The sequence below is a fragment of the Metabacillus halosaccharovorans genome (genome assembly GCF_002019635.1).
Lineage (GTDB): Bacteria > Bacillota > Bacilli > Bacillales > Bacillaceae > Metabacillus > Metabacillus halosaccharovorans.
The window spans coordinates 1,258,595-1,277,687 of sequence record NZ_KV917372.1; the positions used below are offsets into that span (position 1 = coordinate 1,258,595).

20 protein-coding genes are annotated in these 19,093 nt (G+C 34.8%); 5 read left to right on the forward strand and 15 right to left on the reverse strand.

Annotated features, from left to right (window positions below; translation table 11 throughout):
* Positions 1-4: 4 nt before the first annotated feature.
* The 9 genes from BK577_RS20460 to BK577_RS20500 all read right to left on the reverse strand — a co-directional run bounded on the left by BK577_RS20460 (position 5) and on the right by BK577_RS20500 (position 11,528).
* Positions 5-709, reverse strand: a complete 705-nt coding sequence (locus BK577_RS20460; RefSeq protein ID WP_169908419.1) for an HAD family hydrolase — start codon at positions 707-709, stop codon at positions 5-7.
* On the reverse strand, positions 702-1,925 hold the full coding sequence (locus tag BK577_RS20465; RefSeq protein WP_245823548.1) for a sn-glycerol-1-phosphate dehydrogenase: 1,224 nt from the start codon (positions 1,923-1,925) through the stop codon (positions 702-704). The genes BK577_RS20460 and BK577_RS20465 overlap by 8 nt, the downstream gene beginning before the upstream one ends.
* A 50-nt stretch (positions 1,926-1,975) precedes the next feature.
* The gene (locus BK577_RS20470; RefSeq protein WP_078434655.1) at positions 1,976-3,088 is read right to left on the reverse strand and encodes a GntR family transcriptional regulator; all 1,113 of its coding nucleotides are present in this window, start codon (positions 3,086-3,088) and stop codon (positions 1,976-1,978) included.
* Positions 3,089-3,259: 171 nt separating this feature from the next.
* Positions 3,260-4,387 (reverse strand): multiple monosaccharide ABC transporter permease, encoded by a 1,128-nt coding sequence (mmsB, locus tag BK577_RS20475; RefSeq protein ID WP_245823594.1) that lies wholly within the window; start codon positions 4,385-4,387, stop codon positions 3,260-3,262.
* 83 nt (positions 4,388-4,470) lie between these two features.
* Positions 4,471-6,006 (reverse strand): multiple monosaccharide ABC transporter ATP-binding protein, encoded by a 1,536-nt coding sequence (gene mmsA / locus BK577_RS20480; RefSeq protein WP_078434656.1) that lies wholly within the window; start codon positions 6,004-6,006, stop codon positions 4,471-4,473.
* A gap of 41 nt (positions 6,007-6,047) precedes the next feature.
* Entirely contained in the window at positions 6,048-7,130 is a 1,083-nt protein-coding gene (gene chvE, locus BK577_RS20485; RefSeq protein ID WP_078434657.1) for a multiple monosaccharide ABC transporter substrate-binding protein, read from the reverse strand.
* Between the two features lie 358 nt (positions 7,131-7,488).
* Positions 7,489-8,706 (reverse strand): response regulator transcription factor, encoded by a 1,218-nt coding sequence (locus BK577_RS20490; protein ID WP_245823549.1) that lies wholly within the window; start codon positions 8,704-8,706, stop codon positions 7,489-7,491.
* A gap of 23 nt (positions 8,707-8,729) precedes the next feature.
* Positions 8,730-10,508, reverse strand: coding sequence for a cache domain-containing sensor histidine kinase (locus BK577_RS20495; protein WP_078435339.1), 1,779 nt, complete (start codon positions 10,506-10,508; stop codon positions 8,730-8,732).
* A gap of 27 nt (positions 10,509-10,535) precedes the next feature.
* Positions 10,536-11,528: a substrate-binding domain-containing protein gene (locus BK577_RS20500; protein ID WP_078434659.1), complete on the reverse strand. Its 993-nt coding sequence runs from the start codon at positions 11,526-11,528 to the stop codon at positions 10,536-10,538.
* A 231-nt stretch (positions 11,529-11,759) separates the two neighbouring features.
* Here BK577_RS20500 and BK577_RS20505 point away from each other — a divergent pair, with 231 nt between their 5' ends.
* The 5 genes from BK577_RS20505 (at position 11,760) to BK577_RS20525 (ending at position 15,653) form a co-directional block, all read left to right on the forward strand.
* On the forward strand, positions 11,760-12,269 hold the full coding sequence (locus BK577_RS20505) for a DUF4178 domain-containing protein (protein WP_078434660.1): 510 nt from the start codon (positions 11,760-11,762) through the stop codon (positions 12,267-12,269).
* 9 nt (positions 12,270-12,278) lie between these two features.
* Entirely contained in the window at positions 12,279-12,947 is a 669-nt protein-coding gene (locus tag BK577_RS20510; RefSeq protein WP_078434661.1) for a PspA/IM30 family protein, read from the forward strand.
* Positions 12,948-13,047: 100 nt separating this feature from the next.
* On the forward strand, positions 13,048-13,656 hold the full coding sequence (locus tag BK577_RS20515; protein WP_078434662.1) for a DUF4247 domain-containing protein: 609 nt from the start codon (positions 13,048-13,050) through the stop codon (positions 13,654-13,656).
* Positions 13,657-13,678: 22 nt separating this feature from the next.
* A complete protein-coding gene (locus BK577_RS20520; RefSeq protein WP_026560025.1) occupies positions 13,679-14,074 on the forward strand; it encodes a DUF350 domain-containing protein in 396 nt (131 codons plus the stop codon).
* A gap of 25 nt (positions 14,075-14,099) precedes the next feature.
* Positions 14,100-15,653, forward strand: coding sequence for a polyamine aminopropyltransferase (locus BK577_RS20525; protein ID WP_078434663.1), 1,554 nt, complete (start codon positions 14,100-14,102; stop codon positions 15,651-15,653).
* A gap of 95 nt (positions 15,654-15,748) precedes the next feature.
* On the opposite strand, the gene BK577_RS20530 is transcribed toward BK577_RS20525, so the two are convergent.
* The 6 genes from BK577_RS20530 to BK577_RS20550 form a co-directional block, all read right to left on the reverse strand.
* Complete coding sequence (locus BK577_RS20530) at positions 15,749-16,060, reverse strand: DUF3892 domain-containing protein (RefSeq protein WP_078434664.1); 312 nt, start codon at positions 16,058-16,060, stop codon at positions 15,749-15,751.
* 119 nt (positions 16,061-16,179) lie between these two features.
* The gene (locus BK577_RS26170) at positions 16,180-16,335 is read right to left on the reverse strand and encodes a hypothetical protein (RefSeq protein WP_169908421.1); all 156 of its coding nucleotides are present in this window, start codon (positions 16,333-16,335) and stop codon (positions 16,180-16,182) included.
* 83 nt (positions 16,336-16,418) lie between these two features.
* Entirely contained in the window at positions 16,419-16,775 is a 357-nt protein-coding gene (locus tag BK577_RS20535) for a hypothetical protein (protein ID WP_078434665.1), read from the reverse strand.
* Positions 16,776-16,902: 127 nt separating this feature from the next.
* Positions 16,903-17,283 (reverse strand): hypothetical protein, encoded by a 381-nt coding sequence (locus BK577_RS20540; protein WP_078434666.1) that lies wholly within the window; start codon positions 17,281-17,283, stop codon positions 16,903-16,905.
* A 446-nt stretch (positions 17,284-17,729) separates the two neighbouring features.
* A complete protein-coding gene (locus BK577_RS20545) occupies positions 17,730-18,344 on the reverse strand; it encodes a hypothetical protein (RefSeq protein ID WP_078434667.1) in 615 nt (204 codons plus the stop codon).
* Between the two features lie 4 nt (positions 18,345-18,348).
* A complete protein-coding gene (locus BK577_RS20550) occupies positions 18,349-18,657 on the reverse strand; it encodes a TNT domain-containing protein (protein ID WP_078434668.1) in 309 nt (102 codons plus the stop codon).
* Between the last annotated feature and the right edge of the window lie 436 nt (positions 18,658-19,093).

The following is a 19,093-nucleotide window of genomic DNA, read 5'->3' on the forward strand; positions in this document are numbered from 1 at the left end:
GTTGTTATTTTAATTGTAATAACTCATCAATTTCTGTAACTGTTTCATTCGGGTGATGATGTGTTTGTGGTTTTCTTTTTCGGTGATTGAACCAAATACATTTCCACCCTGCTTCTATTGGTGGGACAATATCATTTTCCCATGTATCACCAATATATAGACATTTACTTGGAGTAAGATTTAATTTTGTTTGGACATATTCGAATACCCGTTTATCTGGTTTAGCAATCCCTATACCATCAGAGATAAAAATTCGTTCTTCAGGTATGATACGATCAATCCCTAAGGCGATTAATTTCTTCATCTGATGAGCAACAGGTCCATTTGTAATAACTCCAACAACCTTCCCCTTGTCCTGCAGAGACTTAAGAAGTGACGGTATTTCTGAAAATGGTGTAATTATCTTTTGCTCATATTCATAACGTTCTTGAATAGCTATGGCTTTTTCTTTTGATAATAAGATACCGAAGTCTTTACATGCAGAAGTTAGCCTCTCAATTCTAAGCTCTTCTAAATTAAGTGATCCTTTTACATGAAGCTTCCATAGCACATCACTATAATAGCGTACTTGTTTATAAAACGGTACGATTTGTGATTTTTCCAGTTCTATTTGCTGGTTTATTAACGCTTTTTCGAAAGGTAATAATTGATCATATAAAGTATCATCCAAATCAAAAAAGACAGCATCTGCACTTGTAAAACTATGCATGTTGATGCGCTCCAGTATGTTCATTCCAAAATTTCAACATCGTGTAGCGGCTTCTTATTTTATGAGCATTCTTAAGACTTTCGATCACTAACTGTTCGTCAATCCCTAAATCCAGTGGTTTAACTGCACCACCCAGCTTTCCTAGTTGATCACCCATGTAAGAACTTTCCGGTAATGAAGCTAAAACAGTTAATATCTCATCTCGGTTTTCTAACACTTTCAATAATTCGTCTGTTTTTCCAGCAGGAAGTGCTTCTAACTGTTGCTTACTAGCAACAAGTTCTTTGAATCTCTTTTTATACAAATCTAGAATAACCTGTGAAGAAACACCGACCTTAGCTCCATGCAATACCTGTGGTTTTTGTTGTTGAAGAAACTTCATTTCCCAAAAATGTGACACATGATGTTCACCACCTGATGCCGGAGATGAATGTCCGACGATTAGCATAGCATAGCCTGATTGAATCAAAGCTTCAATGAGAATCCTGATTCCTTTACGATCACCTTGAGCAATTTCATTAACATGATTTTCGCATTCTTTCAACGCATCTCTCGTTAATCTAGCAGATAACGGGCAATATGGCTCTCCATTTACCAGATGAGAAAACCTCCAATCCGCTAGTGATGTATACTTACCAATCATATCCCCAAATCCGGCAGCAATCATTTCTTTTGGAGCAGCTTGTAGGATTGATATATCAGCAAATAATGCAATAGGAGTTTGCATTTGATACGTGGTTTTCATTCCTTTAATAACAACAGGTGCTCCCATTGAGTTAAATCCGTCCACTGACGGTGCTGTTGGGACTGAGATAAATGGTTTTCCCATTTTATAGCTGGAGAATCTCGCGATATCATGAATTGTTCCCGCTCCAACAGCAATAACAACATCAGTCTCTTGTGGTATACCAAGCATGGCCTCAATTAATGAGACCTCATCAGCAACTACATCACCTTGATCATTTGGTTGAATAACAACAACTTGATGAGGAATAGTAGATTCGATAAGCAGAGAGGTAAGCTTTTCTCCTGCGACTTGATAAGTTGTTGAGTCAGCAACAACTGTTACATGTTGAAAGTTTTTTTCTGACAGATATGTTATTGTTTCTGTTAAGGCATTTTGGCTAATAACCACCTTTTCGATGACCACATCAATATGCTTGTTTCCACATGTACATGCTTTCGATTGTTCCTTTAAATCATTTAGTGTAATCACTACACATCCCCCTTAGTTTTCCGGTTTTCGGTCCAAAATCAAAAGATAAATCAAATTAGATGATTAGTTGTGATAGATCTTGTTGAATTTCGAATAACTAACTCAGGCTCATAGATTTTTTGATTATTTTCCACGATTTTTCTTTCGCGGTTTTCTACTGCTGCAACAATCCATTGTGCCGCTTCCAATCCCATCTCCGTTTTTGGATGAGTAACAGATGTAATTTTCGTTTCAGATGCTTCTGCCAGGTACGAATCATCATATCCTACAATTGAAATATCTTCAGGTACCTTTAATTCAAGTTCCCGTAAAACATTCAACACACTAATTGCTATTTCATCATTGTAGCAAACAATTCCTGTTGGCTTCTTTTCTTCTGAAATGAGGACATCTTTTAGTTTATTGACTAAAATTTTGTCTTTTTCTTCAGTGGTATATGTAATGATCATCTCGGGAAAAAACGAGATTTCATTTTCACGAAAAGCTCTAATAAACCCTTGCATCCTGTTTAACCCTTGAATATCATCACTTTTAAAAAGCCCAATTATTTTTCGATGACCCTGCTTGATCAAATGTTCAGTTGCTATAAAACCGCCTTTCTCATCGTTAAGAATGAGATGAGGGGGATTTAATTGTGGATAATATTGATTGATCATTAAATAAGGAATTTCATTTTGTTCCATTTGTAAATAGTAATGAAGATTAGGATTATAGCTGCTGCTTCTCGTCGGCTCAACAATTAACCCATCAATATTACGGCTTAACATTGATTCCAGACATGTCCTTTCTTTATCAGGGTTGTTGTCAGTACAAGCAAATGTTAAGGAGTAGCCGTGATCTGATAAATATGATTCAATTCCTTTTATAATAGAAGGAAAGATATAGTCTGTTACATAGGTTGTTATCACACCGATGTTTTTGCCTGTTGGGCTTGGATTTTTTTTCCGGCGTTGCGAGACAAAGGTACCCGCTCCCTGCTCACGGTACAACCACCCTTCATGAACTAGGTCACCAACAGCTTGTCTTACCGTGTGTCTACTCACTTCAAACAGTTTCACAAGTTCATTTTCCGAATGAATTTTTTCTCCCGGCAAAACCTTTCCCTCAGTAATCCACTCTTTGACTTTTTGTTTCACCATGCTGACTTTCGTTTGCTGCGCCATTCTGTCACCACTTTCAGCTTGTATGTTTCCGCACTAACTTATTCGTACAACTAATTTCATTATATACTATGAGACAGACATTTAAAATGACTTGTTGCGAATATTAGTAGAAGATGATTCCGAAAAAGTAAAAAGGGATCCGTATCAATTGACCGAATCCCTTTTACTTATTTAAGAAGCTTTATTTTTATTATAGATATCAAATGCTACAGCAAGTAGTAATACCAATCCTTTAATTCCTTGCTGCCAGTCAATTCCCAGTCCTAGTAATGACATCCCGTTATTCATGATTCCCATAACAAGACCGCCGATAATAGCACCAGGAACAGTTCCAATTCCTCCATATGCAGATGCTCCGCCGATAAAGCATGCAGCGATTGCATCTAGTTCAAATAAGTTACCCGCTTTAGGTGTTGCAGCATTTAAACGTGCTGCAAATAAAAGACCTGATAGTGCAGAAAGTACACCCATATTAACGAAAACCCAGAATGTCATGCGTTTTGTTTTAATTCCTGATAACTGTGCAGCTTTTTCGTTACCTCCAATTGCATAAACATGACGACCTGCTTTTGTTTTATTTGTAACAAATGTATAGAGAATAATTAAAACTCCGAGGATAATTAAAATATTTGGAATTCCCTCATATGTTGCTAATACATACGTGAAAATGTTTAAAATTGCCACAAGTCCAACAAGTTTTAAAACAAACATACCTGTTGAGGAAACTTCAACATTATATTTTATTTCTGTTCGTCTGCTTTTTATTTGGGTGAAAACATAAATAATTGATAAAGCAAATCCAATAATGAGTGTTAAAACATGGATTGAACCGCTTCCGATATCAGGGATAAATCCTGAGCTTATTTTTTGGAAAGACTCAGGAAATGGTGCAATGGATTTCCCTTCAAGGACAATCATCGTCGCACCTCTGAACAATAGCATTCCTGCTAACGTTACGATAAACGCCGGAATTTTCACATAAGCGATCCAAAACCCTTGCCATGCGCCGATAATGGCACCTACTAGTAATGAGATGATAACAGCCAGAAAGGTTGGAATTTCATAGTTTACCATCAAAATAGCTGATATTGCTCCAACAAAGGCTGCAACAGAACCAACGGATAAGTCAATATGCCCTGTAATAATAACTAATACCATTCCAATAGCCAGAACTAAAATATAGCTATTTTGCAAAATTAAGTTTGTAATATTTAGCGGTTTTAATAGTAACCCATCTGTTAAAACTTGAAACAAAATCATAATAAAGACTAATGCAATGATCATGCTATATTGACGCATATTGTTTTGAATTACTGATTTCCAAATTGAGTCATTGTTTAATCCCGGTGTTTTTTGTAGTTGATTTTGCGGTTGCATCATAACTACCTCCTTACCTTACTTTTTGTCATATAAGTCATAAGCTTTTCTTGATTTGCTTCTTCTTTTGTTACTTCACCAGTGATACTTCCCTCATTCATCACATAGATTCGGTCACACATTCCTAATAATTCCGGAAGCTCTGAGGAAATCATAAGAATTCCTTTTCCGGCCATCGCCAGGTCATTGATAATAGAGTAAATTTCATATTTGGCCCCTACATCAATTCCTCGTGTTGGCTCATCTAAAATTAAAATATCCGGTTCAGAGAAAATCCATTTACTTAATACAATCTTTTGTTGATTTCCTCCACTTAAATTTCCTGCCTTTTGATAGATACTCGGTGTTTTTATACGTAATTTCTTTTTATATTCTTCAGCGACCATAATCTCTTTATTTTTGTCTAAGATTGATTGCTTTGAGATTTTATCTAAGCTTGCTAGTGTAATATTTTGTCTAATATCATCCATTAGGATGAGACCATTTCCTTTACGATCCTCTGAAACATATGCCATCCCTTGGTTGATCGCTGATGTAACATCGTTAAATTCAACTTCTGCTCCATCTTTGAAAACTTGTCCAGTAATCTTCTTTCCATATGATTTACCGAAGATGCTCATAGCAAGCTCTGTACGACCAGCCCCCATTAGTCCGGCAATTCCTACAATTTCTCCCTTTCGAATGGAGATCGTAACATCATCGATAACTTTTCGATCTGAGTGTAAAGGATGATATACATTCCAGTTTTTCACTTCAAAGAATGTTTCTCCGATTTTAGGAGTTCGTTCAGGGTAACGGTTAGTTAAATCCCTTCCAACCATGCCTTTGATAATGCGATCTTCCGTAACATTGTCTTTTTTCACATCAAGTGTTTCGATTGTTTGCCCATCACGTAGGATTGTGATTGAATCCGCTACTCTTTCAATCTCATTTAATTTATGAGAGATGATAATTGCCGACATCCCTTGTTTTTTGAACTCTAACAAAAGATTTAATAGATTTTCACTATCATCTTCATTTAATGAAGCTGTTGGTTCATCAAGGATAAGCAGCTTCACTTCCTTTGATAACGCTTTCGCAATTTCGACTAATTGTTGCTTTCCGACTCCAATGTCATCTACCTTGGTATTAGGTGATTCGGTTAGGCCTACCTTTTGCAGTAGTTCACGTGTTTTCATCGTAGTGATATTCCAATTAATGACACCCTTTGAAGCAATTTCGTTTCCGAGAAAAATATTTTCTGCGATTGACAACTCCGGGATCAACGCAAGTTCTTGGTGGATGATGACGATCCCAAGCTCTTCACTTTGTTTTATATTCTTAAACTCACAAACAGAGTCTTTAAATAAAATATCACCTGTATATGATCCATGCGGATAAACTCCACTTAATACCTTCATTAAGGTGGATTTACCTGCCCCATTCTCACCGCAAAGAGCATGAATTTCTCCTTCTTTTACTTTTAGGTTAACGTTTTCAAGCGCTTTTACACCTGGAAACTCTTTTGTGATATTCCGCATTTCTAGAATGATCTTTGACATTTTTTCCACCTACATTCAATGTTTTTCTTTCGAATGATTGATCATTGTCCAAGCTGTTCTTCTGTATAATATCCACTATCAACTAGTACAGAGTCATAGTTGGTTTTATCAACAGAGACTGGCTTTAAAAGGTAGGCTGGAACGACTTTTTCACCATTGTGATATGTTTCAGTATCATTAACTTCTGCTTGTTCGCCGTTCAATAGGGCACTGGCCATTTCTACCGCCTTTTTCGCTAGTTCTCTTGTATCCTTGAACACGGTTTGTGTTTGTCTTTCATTAATGATTGATTTAATTGATGCAAGCTCTGCATCTTGTCCTGTTATAACAGGCATCGGCTGGTCTTCACTTCCATATCCAACACCACGTAAGGATGAAATAACACCGATACTAATACCGTCATAAGGTGATAGCACAGCATCCACTCGTTCTGATGAGTAATAAGCACTTAATAAGTTGTCCATTCTAGATTGCGCCAAAGCACCATCCCATCTAAGTGTTGCTCCCTGTTGAAATTTTGTTTGTCCACTTTGCACAACCAATTTACCTGAATCAATATATGGCATTAGAATGGACATCGCTCCGTCAAAGAAGAAGTACGCATTATTATCATCCGGTGAACCTGCGAAAATCTCAATATTGAACGGACCCTCTTCTTCTTTTAAGTTAAGTTTTTCTTCAATATATGTTCCTTGTAAAACCCCAACTTTAAAGTTATCAAACGTAGCATAATAATCTACATATTTACTGTGCTGGATGAGGCGGTCGTAAGAAATGACTTTAATGCCTCTTTTATTTGCTCTTTCTAACACACTTGATAAGCCTGAACGATCATCAATTGGTGCAATAACTAGTACATCAACACCCTTTGTAATCATATTTTCAATTTGTGCTGTTTGATTTTCTATTATATCTTCGGCATATTGTAAATCTGTTTGATAGCCAAGCTCTTCAAACATTTGCTTCATATTTTCGCCGTCCTTCACCCATCTTTCAGACGATTTGGTTGGCATAGAAATTCCAATAAATCCTTTTGACTCTCCTGCTGTCTTTTCAACTCCACATCCTGCCAGAGAAAAAATGATGACAAATAATAGAATTATTGATAACGTTTTCTTTCCCATGTAGGATTCCCCCTTTCTAAACGAAAAGTGTTCATTCCTTATAGTCGGAACTTCACTTCATTGCATTCATATATTTAATGAATTACTAAAAATATATCACCGCTTACATTTTTGGTCTTTTTAATAAATTAACTATTTTTATAATTATTTAACTTAATTTAAAACGCTTTCAATAATTCTTTTATTCTCATAAACTAACCGTCCTTTAATAAAGAGTCATAGGTAAAACTTATTCGTTCTATTGCGCTCCACTATAAAGTAATATTTATAGGCTACAATCTTTGAGAATACAGCTAAAAAATGAAGTTTGTAAGAGTTATATAAACACAAAAAAGGCAGATAAATTTTTACCTGCTTTTCATGTGACTTCTATTCCCATTTGTTTTCTGTATTTATTTGGTGAGACACCCATGACTTTTTTAAATGCTGTACTAAAGTAATGTTGTGTGTCATAGCCTACTTGTTCGGCAATCTCAACAATAGGGAGATTGGTTGTGTTTAATAAATGAATCGCCCTTTTTATTCTCATGTTTGTTACAAGGTTGACAAAGGAGATGCCTAATTCTTGTTTAATCGTTCTACTTAGATACACTGGTGAGACTTGCAAAGTATTTGCGACAAAATCTAAATTAATGGATCGTTCCGAAAAGTGTTCTTCAATATAATCTCTTGCCCTTCGGACGATAGGTGAAATGATAGACTCATTTTCTAAAGATTCCATACAATGCTTATAAGCCTCTGTTAAAGATGTTTGGCTAGAATTCACTTCCCCTACGGTAAAATGAATGGTCGTTTTAAGACTTTCTTTTAGTGTTTGTTCGGTATTCTCAAATAAATTTCCTGCATGGTCGTTCCATATGAATAAAATAAACATTCCCAACTCATCACGAAATAAGACATGATCAGCCGTTCCCAACAGTTCTTTTACTTGATCATTAAGTGCTTTTTCAAATTTCTGTTTCTCTTTTTCACTCATTAGCGGTTTATTTGCAAGGTATTCAGAAGCCTGGATGACAGCAATTTGTGTTGGAAAAGTTGGCGGTAGCTGTAAAAAAGAAAGCTGCCTTCTTACTTCCTCCTCAGAAAAATTCCCATGTAGCCACTCCTGGCAAAATTGCTCTCTGAAGAGCGATTTATTTCGTTCAATTTGTTGATTTGCTAAATCTAGATATTGTTTCTGTTGCAAGGTCTCTTCCAGCTCTTGTCGTACCCGCTCAAGCACTTCTCTTAATTGATTTGGATCAACAGGCTTTAAGATATAATCAACTACGTTTAATCTAACTGCTTCTTGCGCATAAGAAAATTCATCATGGCCTGTAATGATGATGATTTTACAATCAGGCAGCTTTTCACGAACTTGTTTAATTAAAGTAATTCCATCTATGATAGGCATGTTTAAATCTGCCAGAAGGATATCAACAGAATGTTTCACCGCTAATTCAAACGCTTCTTCCCCGTCCTCTGCCTCTCCTTTTACTTCCATTTGAAGTGATGCCCAATCTACTGATTCGCGAATCCCTTCACGAATAACCGGTTCATCATCTGCAATTAAGACGTGTAATAAATGATGATTCACTTTTTGTTCCTCCATTTGACCCTTTATTTCCTATGAATTGGCAGGCGGATAGTCACTGTTGTACCAACATCGGGAAGACTATCAATCTGTAATCCATAATTTTCTCCATATGTTAATTTAATTCTTGCTTGAACATTCATCATGCCATAGCCGAAATTAACCTTTTGATCTTGCTCTTTATAAAGAGAATCGAGTCTTTCATTTAGCATTGTCAGTTTATCCTTAGGAATTCCCTTCCCATCATCTGAGACCGTCAATAATAGACATTCATCAACCTCTTTTGCAGTTATTGCTATATGACCAGGTCCTTTCCGCTCTTTTATTCCATGGTAAATTGCATTTTCAACAATTGGTTGAAGAACAAGCTTTAGGATTTGAACATCTTGAAAAGCCTCTTTAACGTCAATAGAATATTTTAGTTTATCCCGATATCTCGCTTTTTGGATGCTCAAATAGCTTTGTATATGAGTGATTTCCTCTTTAAGATAAATAATATCATGCCCTTTATTGAGACCAATTCGAAATAATCTTGATAATGCTGTCACAACATCAGAAACATCTTCTGCTCCACGTTTACGCGCCATCCAGCTAATTGTATCCAATGTGTTATAGAGAAAATGCGGTTTAATGTGTGCTTGAAGACTTCGAAGCTCTGCCTCTCGTTTTTGGCGTTCTTGCTTTTCTGTTAATAATAGCAATTCATTTATTTTCATTATCATATGATTGAAACTTTTACCCAGCATGCCGATTTCATCTTGTCTCCCGCTTTCATATTGAATGGATAAATTTCCAGACTCTACCTCTTTCATCGACGACATCAACTGAAATATAGGCTTTGACATAGAGTTAGACAGATAATATGAGGCTGTAATCCCAAATAAACAAACAAAAAATACAAAACAGATAACATAAAAGTGGATGGTTCTGACCTCATATACGGATTCATCTGTAGAAAAAATGCCAACAGTTGTCCAATTAGTAAACGGAAGTTTTTGATAAATAAATTGAAAACCTTGATCATCTATTGTTTCAGAAAAGTCCCCCGAATCTTCTTCCTCTAATAAACGAGTTGGAGGGTTTACGACTAAAGGATTTGCCGGCGTGTATATGCTCTCTCCATTTTGATCAATGACCATTAAATAACCCGACTTCCCTAAACGGATATTTTTGGTTGCTTCAGCTATAACACGCAGTTTTAAGTCAATTAATACAACACCCATTACTTTTTGGGTTTCCGGCTCTAATATTGCTCTCACTACCGTCACAACTTCATCATCTTCATAATTTATATGACTTGTTATGTTCCTGTCCTTTGGATGACCGACAATAGTAAAAATCCCTTCGTTTTCAACCGCCTCTTTATACCATGACTCTTTTGACAAATTATTATCGCTCTTAGGATAAAGCTCATTACTGATAAATTGACCGTTGCTATTGACAACCAGTATTCCTGCAATTTCGGGATACAAAGTTGAAAGCCCTTGCATAAATTGTTTTATTGAATACCGTCCATCCTCAGTATTGGGTTGGGTGGAAGTTGTAAGAAACCTTTCGATCTCCGGATCCATTGAAAGTAGATAGCTCACATTTTGCATATTATTCATATATGATTCGAGTGTTTTATTTACTTGTCCGATCAATTGCAGGGTATGATCAGCTGCCTGTTTTTCTAAAATGCGTTCGACAGTATATCCTGTCAACAACCCTAACCCTATCGAAGGTACAATACTAATCACTAGTAATAACGCAATGACTTTGTGTTTGATTGATAGATTATTTAATTTATAAAAACGTTGTTTCATCACTTCATCCACTCATTCTTTCCTGAATCAGTTTGCATAATATTCTTGGATATTTTCTTTCGTCACGATCGACACACCTGTATCTACATAATCGGGTAGTTGTTGGTCTTTCTGAATGTCCAGTAATTCATTGTTTTGTTGAAACAAAAATTGAAGAGACCAATATCCCATATTCCAAGTTCCTTGTGCCACTGTTGCTGATATGGATCCTTCACGGATTTTATCTAAGGTTGGTTTATCTGTATCAAAGCTAATGACCTTCATTTCATTTTTATTTTCATCAGTTTGGATCGCCTCAGCTATTCCCACACCACCATTAGCTTCCGTTGCAAAAATCCCTTGTATTTCCGGGTCATTTTTTATCAATTTGGCAGTAACTTCTTCAGAATACAACTCATCACCTTTTCCATCCTTTATCGCAACAACATCCATCTCAGGATAGTCAGATTGAATTGTCTCCACAAAACCATTTGTACGTTCCTGATGATTCAGTTGATTTGGCAGAGTGATAACAGCTACCTTCCCTTTTCCATTCATAAGTTCCGCCATTTTATGAGCGCTAATCTCTCCTGCTGCAAAATTATTTGTACCTACAAACGAAAGCGCTTCACTTGAAGGTGCATCTGAATCAAATAAAACAACAGGAATCCCGGCATCCACTGCTTTATTTATCGTTGTATTTAATTTATAGGGATCGATTGCAGAAATAGCAATTCCGGCCGGTTTTCTCGCGATTACCTGCTCTAAAACAGTGATTTGTTCATGAACATCATACTGGGTAGCTCCGCGATACTCGACAGACACATCTAGCTCTTCCGCCGCATCTTCAAATCCTTTTATAGCACTCTTCCAATAATCGATTCCAGCTAAGAATGTAACCATTACATATTTTTCACTTCGGTCTCCCTGAAACCGTTCACTTGAATTTGGATTTGATAAACTATCCTTTAAGTGGAAATTATACAAGTAGAGAAAAAAGAGTAAAAATAAACATCCATAAACATATAAGAGCTTTTTCAAAAGTTTTCACCTCTAGATGTATAGAAATTACATTTTCGTTTGTGAGTTCATTATACATTTGTACGTACATTCTTGCACTAAAAATTAATGACAAGGAATATTTCATATTCTAATAAAACTATTTATACTCAAAAAAATCTGTTCAATTGAATTTTAAATTTAGTGAAACTTTCTAAATTGTCATACGTAATATTAAGAGGAAACATTAGCACAAAAAGTTGAGGTGGATAGATGAGTTTTTTCAGTAGATTATTTGGCAATAAAAACACAAATCAAAAGCCTGTAAAAGAACGAAATATGTTAAACCTTCAAACAGATGATATTGTCACATATGATTTAGAGGATTATAAAATAGTCGGAAAAATCAGCTATGATGATCATGGCTTTAAGTGGCATGCCTATCAGCTTGAAGGAACTTCAAAAACACTTTGGTTAAGTGTCGAAATGGATGATGAGCTTTATTTAGGAATGTATGAAAAAATAAAACTAAAGCTTCAGGAACCAATTCCTAAAAAAATTGAATTTGAGGGAGTAACCTATTATCTAGATGAATCAGGAACAGCTAGAGTAACAGGAATCGGCCGAAATCAAAACATAAATGGTATGGTATGCCAATATTATGACTATTGTGATGATGATGAAGAAAACTACCTGTCTGTAGAAAAATGGGGCAGTGAAATTGAAGTAAGCCGTGGATATGATATTGAGCAATATGAAGTGAAAATTATTGCAAGTAAATAGGAGGATATTATGTTTAAATTATTTAAAAGAGTAAAAACAGTTGTGGATTCAGAATTAAATGCCTTATTGGACAAAGCTGAAGATCCTGTAAAAATGCTTGATCAATTTATGAGAGACATGGAAACTGATATTAGAGAAGCAGAATCAGCTGTTGCAAAACAAATTGCCAATGAAAAAATGTTACAAAAGAAATTTGAAGACGCAGGGAAAATGGTTCAAAAACGTGATGAACAAGCGATTAAAGCCATTGAAGCCGGTAATGACGACCTTGCCAGACGTGCATTAGAAGACAAGAAAATTCACCAGCAAACACTGGACACATTAAAAGAATCATATGAACGTGCTAAACTTGATTCAGATACATTAAGAAAAAAATTAGACGAAATGAAAGCTGAATATAATGAAATGAAATTGAAAAAGGATTCTCTAAAAGCACGTGCAGAATCTGCAAAAACTAGAACAAAAATCAATCGCACTCTTTCAGGTATCGGCAGTGATGAGTCAAAACGCGGCTTTGAACGAATGGAGGAAAAAGTCCTTCAATATGAAGCTGAAGCAGAAACGAGTGAAGATATGAGATCTTCTAATAAAAGTTTAGATGATGAATTTGCTGCATTAGAAAACAATGATATTGATGATGAACTTGCTGCTCTAAAGAAAAAACTTGGCAAAGAATAAGGAATAGTTTGTAGAGAATAACACTCTTGACCTCCGATGCTTTCGCATTAGAGGTCTCTCGAGTTTTCAATAAAAGCTTACCCGGAAAGAAGGTGAATCAATGAAAAAGTCACTTCTTTTTATTTTTCTATCTTGTATTCTCCTTTTATCCGCTTGTGGAAGTGAAACACAAGGCTCAACTGGAGGGTCATTTTTTAAAGACGGAATTGCTGACTTCATTAGTAGTACATACATTTTACAAGACGTAGTCTCAAGTCAGGAACGCTCTCAAGAGATTTCTGAAATATATGTAGCTGAGAATAAGTCCATTGATGATGTGGCAAATGAATTGCAAGATTATGAAAAACCTAGAGAAGTTAGTGAGAAAAAAGATGACAAACAAGTTCTGATTTATCAAGATACATTTGTTATCTTAACACCTGATAAAGATAACTCAGCTAATACAATGGTTGAAATCTCCACCTATGACTTTGTACGCAATAATTATAGCCCTGATTTTTTTGATGGATTATTTGTCCTATGGCTATTAGACGATGTTCTTGATGTAGATGATTGGGGTAAAAAACAGCGTAATAAGTGCACCTCAAACCAAGATGATTGCTATCAAGGGTACAGTTCTTCCGGTGGATCATTTAAAACAGGCGGTACATCAACAGTAAGAGGTGGAACCTCATCTGTCCGTGGTGGCGGACCAGGTACTGGAAAATAAATTAGGAAGGGAATGAAATAATATGGAGCCTTTTATTTTAACGGCTGTTTATTTTATTATTGCAATAGCAATTGTACTTATTGGCTTAATTTTATTTGAATTTATGACGAGAAAATATAAAGATTGGGATGAAATCTTAAATGGTAATCATGCCGTATCCCTTTCAATTGGGGGAAAAATTGTTGGAATTTGTATTGTTCTAGCATTCTCTATTTATCATAGCGCAAGTGTTGTAGATACGCTTATTTGGGGTGCTTATGGTGTACTACTTCAGTTAATTGCTTATGTATTATTCGAGCTTTTCACTAGGAATTTTTCTGTAGAGGAACAACTACAAAAAGGAAACATTTCTGTAGGTATCATTAGTATGTGTGTATCAATCGGATTAGCCTTTGTTATTGGGGCATCGATTACGTAAAGAATATGAACAAGGAGACAGTTGTGTGATTGAACAGAATATCAAACAAAGCAAAGCGATCTATTGGGCTTCAGGAATCGTATCTGTCTGTGGAATCATTTTTGAAGTATTATTTGGTGCAGCTGGCTCTTACTTACTTGGTGATGGTGTAAAACAATACACCCTCACCATTTCTCTTTTTCTAACAGGCATGGGCATCGGTGCTTCCATTAGCGAGAAAGTAACAAAGAATTTAATCTTGTCATTTGTATGGATCGAATATCTAATCGGGATTATTGGCGGGCTTTCAACCTTTTTATTATTCGGAGTTTCTGCTTTTCTGGAATCAGGAATGGATGCGTTCTTTCTTTACTCCATTACGTTAATTGTAGGTGCACTAACTGGAGTGGAGCTTCCGATCTTAATTAGAAAAGCAAATGAGATTGGTGTCACTCTACAAAAAAGCACAGCAAGGGTGCTATTTTCTGATTATGCCGGGGGCCTGATCGGCGGGTTACTTTTCGTGTACTTGCTAAGACCGGAATTTGGGCTTGTAAAAACAGCTTTTCTTGTAGCCATCATTAATGTAGCCATTGCCCTGTGGATTTTACTCTATTTTAAAAAGGAAATAAAAACGTTCAAACGTCATTTATCAGCAGGTATTGTGATCTTCCTAATCCTTATTGGAGGTATTTTCTTTGGGGAAGAAACAGCTTTTACATTTGAACAAAAGCTATATAGAGATCCAATTATTTATACGGAACAAACTGATTATCAACAAATCATATTGACGAAGGAACAAGGAGATTTACGGTTATTTCTCGACGGACAGCTTCAATTTAGTTCGAGCGATGAATACCGTTATCACGAAACTCTCGTCCACCCTGCGATGAGTACAGCCAACAGAAGAGAAAACATTCTGATCCTTGGCGGTGGAGATGGTTTAGCTCTAAGAGAGTTACAAAAATATGATGAAGTAAAGTCTATGACTTTAGTTGACCTGGATCCAAGCGTCGTGGAGTTAGGGAAAACAAATCGGGATGTTGTTACCTTAAATCAAAAAGCATTTGAGGATAAACGAGTTCAAGTCAAAAACGAAGATGCCTTTCAATTTTTAAAACAAAATCGAGGAAGCCTCTATGACGTGATACTAATAGACTTGCCAGACCCAAATAATGAATCCTTAAATAAGCTATACACTCTTGAATTTTACCAGCTGGTACGCAATCGTCTGGCACCGGGTGGTTCAATTATGATTCAAGCAACAAGTCCAACCTTCGCAACAGAAGTATACTGGTCCATTAACAAAACCGTACAAGCTGCAAACCTTTATACAGAAAACCTCCACGTTGATGTACCAAGCTTTGGTGATTGGGGCTTTGTCTTAGCGAAAAGAGAAGAAGTCAACTTGAACGATGCTAACATAAATGTTGAAACGAAATTCTTAACAAATGAAGTTTTAGGCGGCTTAACTTCATTCGGCAAGGATATCGATCAGGAAATTTTAGATGATAAAGGAAACCAACTTCCAATCGATACGAATACCTTAACAAGGCCAACAATTATTGAAAAATACGAGAAGGCTTGGAGAAGTTATTGAGTGTAGTGCTCTTTCATACTTTCTCTTTTAAATTGTGAATACAAGAAAAAAACACAGTTCAGAGCCACTTCTGAGCTGTGTTTTCATTTTTCTATTTAAAATTCCGGTAAAGAATCAAGATTGTTTTCTTTGTTTCCATCTGGTTCACTTCTTAAGATATCGCGGCCGTATTTATGAAACACATCAACATGAGCGAGTTTGCCTTCCTTCGCTTCTGAAAGTGCCTGAACGTAATCCAACTGTCTGCCTGACTCTGTTTGAAAAGCAATTAAATCCCCATCATCATTCCTTTTCACTGCAACGATTCTCTCTTGATTCGGGCTCATCCCCTCAATAATTTCTGCTTGAATTTCATCTTGATTCGCTTGATTTTTGTACTGGTTAAATGCTTGTTCGAAACGATCCATTTTTATCACCTCATGATTTGTATGTCCAATTGAAGTGATTTTATTCAATAAGGCTATCATCGACACTCTACATGCAAAGGATAGCTAATAACAAATTTAATTGCCAATATAAATTTTCTTTATTTTTCTAATTCCTTTAAATCTAAGCTTTCTGTATAAGGCTTAATAAGTTCATCAAATTTCTCAAGCTTTTTGCTAAAACTATACAATACAACTAACGCACTTGATAAAGGTCTTGCTTCTGTATGTACTATTTTTTCTTTTTGATAAGTCAAATAAAAAACATCAAATGTTTGATTTTCCTCAGCTAAATTAATAGCTCCTTCTTTCTCATATTTTAGAGAAAAATTGACTTCTTTTATTTTTTTTGAAGAATTGCTTTTCCATCCACAAGATTTTTCTCTACTTTCCTTAATTCACTTTTAACAAGATTATAACCTTTGACTTTTTCAAATTTCCCTTTTACAGCAATATATAGTGCTAAAAGACCAATTTCTTTTGTAGAAAAGTTATCCAGTTTATAATTTTTATTTCTTGGGATTTCGTAAAGACACCATATTTGAGTGCCCTTCGTGTTCTCTATTTTAATACCAACATCAAGATTAGCACTACCTTCATTATTTTTTGGATACACATAAAAAATTGTTTCCCCATCCAACTCTTCCTTTTGAAAACAATATTCATCTAAGCTATTTACTAAAACACGATAGTTCAAATTTCAACCACCTTTTTATCTTATTCAAGGGAAAGAGCTTTATCCAATCAAGGACCATTAGTAATAATAATCACTATTCTATTAAATGTTTTAATATCATGATAGTTTTTCAATTACTTTCTTTTTTTTATAAACTATAATGTTTTTTATTTTCAGTAATTTCAACTTCCCTTTTTGAAACAATTTTTGAATAAAGATATTTATCCGTTTGCTCAAACCCCAGTTTCCTTGCTATTTCTATATTATTAGTATCTAATAATATATTTCCTTCTGACGATTTAGACGCTGGAAACTCATAGCCCATATAAGTAGCAAAAGGAGTTATATATACTAAATAGTCTGTTTCTTCTACAACCACAATTTTGCTGTAAACATTATTATTTTTACTTGAAGGTGTGAATCCAAGCTTACTATCATTAATATCATTGCTAATTAATTTGATATTATTTTCACCCTCTATAAATCTAAATTCCTTCCCTTTATACCCAGCGTATGTTCCTTTTCTCAAGAAACTCATCTCCTGTTAATAGTTGTAAACTCAAACTTTTGAACTTCTTCATCAAAGATTGCAACTAACTTTTCCTTTCCATTTACAACCTCATATAACTTGCACCATCTTTTGGCATAGTCCTATTAGTAAACTTATACTCTGGCACGGTAATACCATTTCTTGAACCTGTAAATCCATTTAAAGTACAAGGTGGACCGTCTGTGTTACTACCTCCAAATTTATCTCCATATGGTATTGTAATCATCAATTGCATTTGTTTTAAATCTAATTATTCCGTAAGAATTACCTTCATCAAGAAAAGGTCTATTTCCATTCCAATCCTTATAATCCAATCTTAAACTTTCAACAAAGTCTAAAACCCAGGAATTAACTTTTTTTAAAAAACTTTTTTAACAAAAAGACTATCATCCACATTTCACATGTAAATGATAGTCTTTTTAAAATTACTTACCAATATATAATATCTTCATTTTTTCTAATTCCTTTAATTCTATGTTTTCTTCATGAGGCTTTATTAGCTTATCAAATTCCTCAAGTTTAATACCAAAATTATACAAAACGACTAGTGCACTAGATATTGGTCTACCTTCTGTAATCATTATTTTTTCTTTTTGATGAGTCAAATAAAAAACATCAAATGATTGATTATTTTCAATTAAATTAATTGTTCCTTCGTTTTCCTTAAGTAGAGAAAAATAATTTTCTTTTATACTTTTTTGAAGAATTGTTTTCCCATCTACAAGATCTTTTTCTAGCTTCCTTAATTCATTTTTTACAAGATAATCGCCTTTGACTTTCTCAAATTTTCCTTTTACAGCAACATATAATGCTAAGTGGCCAATTTCTTTCTTAGAAAAATTATTAAGTTCAAATTTTTTATCTCTTTGAATTTCATAGAGGTACCATTTACCATCAGAGCTCTCTAATATAACGCCAACATCAAGATTTGCACTTCCATCATTATTTTTGGGATATACATAAATTATTGTATCCCCACTTAATTTGTCCTTCTTAATATGATAATTATCTAATTTATCTAATAAATCATTATAGTTCATAATTTTATCCACCTTTTTTAACGGATACAAACTCAATTAACTCAAGTTCTTCTAACTCTTCCATTGAATAAGCCTTACCGTTACTATGGTATTTAATAAATTGAGTTCCACCACCAGGTCTATCGAACCAAGGAGCTATTTTTCCGCCAGTAACTTCAAAGTCTTCAAGTACTATATAGATATAATAATCTGCCTCATCACTATGAAGTGCTAAGGCTCTTTGCTCGTAAGGAATTCCTTCTGGCGAAAAGAAACCACCACCAGGCGCGCCAAATCTATCAATAAGCATTCCTTTTTTGAGTTCTGTAGGCATAGGTTCCCCATCAAACCCATCATTAGGTGGCCAATTTATATTTCCAGTTTTCTGATCATAATATATTTAGGAATATCATAAATCTCTAACAGCCTGTGTTATTTAAAGTAAAAAACTAGAAAGAATCAATTTTTTTATAGCATCACGTATATTATCTGCTATTATAAAAGCAGTATATACTAAATGCATTTACAGGGAGATATTCTTAAATCACCATCTTAAATTTTTCTAGTTAAATACCACTTAGATTTGTTTATTTGTATACATATTCAATATTCTTAAAAAGAAAAAAACCTGATCTATATTTCAGATCAGGTTTAATATTTTAAAGATATTTCAATAGATTGTTTAAAAGATTAAAGTCCCTGTTCTATCTCTTAGTCTAATTAATTACAATTTTATAGTATGATTAAAAATACGCAAGTTTATGTTTTTG